The 5,052-nt window shown below is 27.6% G+C and carries 4 protein-coding genes and 1 pseudogene; all 5 read left to right on the forward strand.

Going from position 1 to position 5,052, the window contains the following annotated elements:
- Window positions 1–205: pseudogene (locus tag ARSQ2_RS12105) on the forward strand (glycosyl transferase family 2); the annotation flags it as partial.
- Between the two features lie 1,156 nt (window positions 206–1,361).
- Entirely contained in the window at window positions 1,362–1,703 is a 342-nt protein-coding gene (locus ARSQ2_RS12110; protein WP_238334228.1) for a glycosyltransferase family 2 protein, read from the forward strand.
- Between the two features lie 221 nt (window positions 1,704–1,924).
- Window positions 1,925–2,179: a hypothetical protein gene (locus ARSQ2_RS12115; RefSeq protein WP_238334229.1), complete on the forward strand. Its 255-nt coding sequence runs from the start codon at window positions 1,925–1,927 to the stop codon at window positions 2,177–2,179.
- 434 nt (window positions 2,180–2,613) lie between these two features.
- A complete protein-coding gene (locus ARSQ2_RS00675) occupies window positions 2,614–3,459 on the forward strand; it encodes an IS630 transposase-related protein (protein WP_181994012.1) in 846 nt (281 codons plus the stop codon).
- Window positions 3,460–4,175: 716 nt separating this feature from the next.
- On the forward strand, window positions 4,176–4,433 hold the full coding sequence (locus ARSQ2_RS00680; RefSeq protein WP_181994013.1) for a transglycosylase SLT domain-containing protein: 258 nt from the start codon (window positions 4,176–4,178) through the stop codon (window positions 4,431–4,433).
- The last annotated feature ends 619 nt before the right edge of the window (window positions 4,434–5,052 follow it).

A 5,052-nucleotide genomic window follows, 5' to 3' on the forward strand; every position in this document is an offset into this window, starting at 1 on the left:
ACCAGTTTCAGGAATTACAGTTGAAGCAAGAAAATTAGCATTTTATTTAAATAATCGATGTTTTGAATCCTTTATTAATTTAGGTTATGACATAAAAATTGATAAAGGAAATTTTGCCAAACTCTATTCATGTTATGAAAAATCAATTTTTGATAAGCATTTTAAATTAGTGCGAATTAATGATATATATTTGTTAAAAAATTAAACGGTTAAATATATCAAAAAAGTGAATAATATTTTCATTAATGGAACTACAAAAGCGAATTTAATAGAAAAATAATCTGCTGGAACAGGTAAATATTGTTGCGAATGCATTATCTGAATTAATATTTAATACATAGAATAAATTAGAAATCACTCATCTTGTTATTGAACATGGAACATTGCCTGAGAATATTATCTATACTAAAGCGCTCTATAAAAGTATAGAAAAATATGGTTTACAAAAAAATCTAGCATGTTTTGTATTATGGCGAGATCATGATCTAATGTGGAACAGCGAAACATTATCAAAAAATATGGTCAAAAGCCTTGATATTATGCAATAAAACCTATTATATAAAAATATATAAAATATGTTACTTTAAATGATTCATTAGCCAAAAAGCTAAAAGATTGGAGTAATCAAGATATCAATATTGATGTTATGCGTAATACTTATTTATTTAATAATAATTATAATAGAATAAATATAAGAGATAGATTTAACATATCAAAAGATGATTTTTAATTGCTAGAACGACTGGAATCATTCCTAAAAAATTAGCAAGAGATATTTATCTAGTAAGAAATCTTAACGATTTATATATAAAAACAATAAATCATGCTCTATATATTTAATTATTTCTGGTGATGAAAAAGAAAACAGTGATTATTCAAATTATCTAATAAAATACATAAAAAACTAGAAATAAAGAATTTTATAAAATTTTCTGGCCCATTAAAGAATGACTTTATCGAAAATGAAAAAAATAACGCGAATATTCAAGATCTCTATTACTCCAGCGATATGGTTTTATTCTTAACATCATATGATTATGACAGTTATGGTAATTTAATAGGAGAAGAAATTAGTCATAAGCTCTGTTATATACCCACAAGTTACGAATATTATCATGAAGTTTATGGACAACATGGTTTTAAAACTGAATTAATAAATATTTCACCAAAAAAAGATGGACTACCGGACGACAATTTTATCAATCGAATTTATAATTTAATTAATGATCGAAATCAGACAGCTGCGTTAGTGAAAAGTAATTTTCATATAGGAAAAATTTATTATCTAATCAGATAAGAAGTAAAATATTTAATATCTAGTATTAAAAGTTAGATTTTATAACCTTTAATATCGATAATTTATGCGTAGAGAAACCTCTATATCTATTGTATTCCCTTTTTATAATGAAAGTGAACGATTAGAAAGTGTCATAGAATCAATTTATAATCAAAAATTTAAGTATAAGCTATTTCATCTTAGTAACACTGAATTAATTTTTGTAGACAATAATTCAACCGATAATTCTGTTAGCAACATTATTACTTGCAAAAAAAATATCACAACCTTGATATTCATATTATTAATGAAAAAATTCAAGGTGTTTCTTCAGAAAGAAAAAAGGGATGGATTATGCCTACCAACGAGCGGAAGAACGGGATGTTTAATTTGGCAACCAACAAAAACATTATATTGTATCAGCTGACGCTAATTGTATTGTAGAGCAATATTGGCTTGATGAACTTATCTACACAATGATCACACAAGATGATGATTTAGGTACTTGTAATTATTTTTATGAGAAAATGACTTTATCGAGCGGCCTAACTTATATAAAGAAATAGATAAAACCTTACGCTGCCGTGATTTTTCATTTTCCTTATTTGGTGGCTTTCCCGATGGAAAAGGATTTGCTGTTGAAAAAATATGTATGATATTGTTGGCGGTATTGAAATATTTTACCAATTACAAAATGATAAATTTGTCGAATATTTATCTGACGATTGGGATTTTGGTATAAAAGTTATTGCTTATGGTGGAAAACCGGTATATTCACGAAAATCATATGTAAAAATTAATAGTAGGAGAGTTGATACCTTATTATACAATGTTATTAATGGTATCGCCTATGGCGAAAATGGCGTCATTACAATGAAAGATGTAAGGCCACTAGACCATTAATTAACTCATTATCAAGATTTAACCGCGAGTGATGCACAGCAGGCTTGATTTTATTCAAAAAAAGATTATATTACCGATACGATTAAATCGTAATATTTTAATTCACAACCAACAAATTATTAATTTTTTAGACCTAATGTTGCTAAGGATCTCTATAATAAAATTAATGAGATCAAAAATGAAACAAGTATTATTTATTTCAAACTGATACATTCTTATAAAACACCCACATTCAGACTTTGTTTTGAATTCAAAGATGAGATATTCAACTCACTTCGTCATCATGTAGATGAAGACATACGCTACCCACCACGACTTCCTGCCTGTTTTAATGCTATTGATAATAAAGATTTTAATAGATTTGTTTATTATTTTTGTGAGGATAGAAAATCAGGAGAAGAACACAATTATTTTTCTAATGGTGGAGTATTCTAATGCGAGATATCTATATTGCTTCTCTTAATGATATTGATGAAAAATATCCTAGACCAAATATATGCAATATTTTAAATAAAAAAGAAAATAAAGATTTACTTGAATATGTGATTAAAGATCCTTTTGGTTGTCATATTTTCCCAGGTGATATCGACAATTATCCCTTAACCTCATTTTATGATGATATGAATAAGGAAATAAAAAAGGCAGAAAATATTCATCTCTGGGTTTATATTCCAACTTGTCGTTATCGATGCCATTTTTGTGAATTTCCCACTATTATAGTAAACCCTAAGTCAGCAAAATCTGACAGTTTATTTAAAGAAATCGTTGACCTTAATATAAAAGAAGCCACTCTTTGGCTAAAGCAACTACCAAATCTTGCTAATGTAAACATCGGTAAATTTAATATATTTGGCGGTACTCCCTCTCTTCTGCGCGATAGCGAATTAAAAAGATTAATAAATTTTTATAAAAATAATTTTAATTTTTCATCCACTATAGCTAAGCGTCTTAATTTTGATGACATTATTTATATGAGCTATTCAATTGATTTTAGAAGTAAAGTAATATTTACGATGGAAGAAGAAGGGTTGAGTATCCGAGAAACAGCGAAGCAATTTCGAATTGGCTCTGCATCTGTATCGCGTTGGATTAATCAAATAGAGCCAAAAGCATCGACTACGCGTCACCAAAAAATCGATAAATCCAAGTTAATAAAAGATGTTGAACAATCAATATCCAAATGCTTACCAAAAAGAGCGTGCAGAGGATTTCGGCGTTTGTCAGAAGGCCATTTGGCAAACTCTTTTATGGTTTATTCGGTCAAAGTGTTGATGATGTAAAAAACGATATGGAAATAATAAAAAAACTCAATATTTCGCATGTTGTTTGCACTAAATTGCATATGAAAGAGTTTATGGAAATTAGAACCGGCGTATCGGGAGAGAGATAGTTTGTGGCAGAAAAAATAATTACTGTCGCAGATAGATCGATACCCAGTTTAGGAAAACAGTATCAAATGCGTGATTTAATAGATAGATATCTCACCTAATTACTTTTTTCCACCTTTTAATGGCTAAGTGGTAAAAATAAATTAAAATCAATTAGATAATATAATGGCAAGTGATGGCACTTTAAATAAAATTTAATTTTTGATGGCAATACCCGTCATATTTTTTATATTTTTTATCATTTATGCTAGAATTTTAACGAAAAATAAAAATTAAATTTATATTAAAATAATATAGATAGCTAATAAAATACGAAAAGAATCTAATAATATTCTTTCATTAAATAACAATGAGTTTCCAAATAAGTGTATTTATACCATTTTTAATGGCAAAATTTATAAAAATAAACAGGTTTTTTAAAAAAATACTATATTTCTTATATTTAAAATATATATATTTTGCATGTGGTATGTAAGTTAGTGGTAGAAAAAGCGGATTTGATGAGGTAGCATTGATAATCTTTATTGGAGTATCTTTAGAAAATCTTTTTGCTTTATAGGGCCGAAAATATGCCGAATTGTTCTTACTTTTGAATAAAAAATTACGTGATGAAAATTAAAAATTTAATGTGGCTATTTTATCTTGTTATCTCAAAATTATCGCTTTCTGATTGTTTTGATAAAGCCAGAAGTTATTATCAAACTAACCCCGATTATTTAATAGCGATTGCAAGACAAAAATCAAAATTTAATCCTGATGCAAAAAACAAAAATAAAGATGGCTCGTTTGATTTAGGGGTGATGCAAATTAATAGAAAAACCTTTAACGCCATAAAAAATATCCTAAATTATCTGAAAATGACTTAATTAATCATCATTGTTTAAATATTTATATCGGGGAAATGATTTTAAGTCGTAATTTTTCTCTCTACGGAAAAAATTGATTAGCCGTTGGTATGTATAATACAGGAATGAGAAATACCAATACCTCAATTAAAAATCGTTTCCACTATGCCATAAAAATTTATCGACATTATCAGAAAATAAAATCGGGAAAATGAATGAGGATAAAATTTACGGGTCACTGGAATAAACAAAGTCTTAAGAAAGCAATTTGTGAAGCGATTGAGGAATTATAATTTTATGATATTGAATTTCTTTCACGCGTTAATCTTTATTTTCATGGGGAAAATATTAATTTTGATAAGATTGAAATTCGGAACGAAAATGATACCCCTGTTATGTTTATTTATGATAATAATATTCCGGTGATAAAACCACGAAAAAAGAAAAAAGCACCCGTCATTAGCCTCGCTGATTTTAAAAGAAATAAACAACGAAAAGATAAATAATAAAATAACTGGGCGGATAGACCGCCCTTTATAGCTAAGCGACTTAATTTTGATGACATTATTTATATGAGCTATTCAATTGATTTTAGACGTAAAGTGATATTTATGATGGAAGAAGAAGGGTTAAGTATCCA

This window comes from Arsenophonus endosymbiont of Bemisia tabaci Q2 (assembly GCF_902713415.1).
GTDB lineage: Bacteria > Pseudomonadota > Gammaproteobacteria > Enterobacterales > Enterobacteriaceae > Arsenophonus.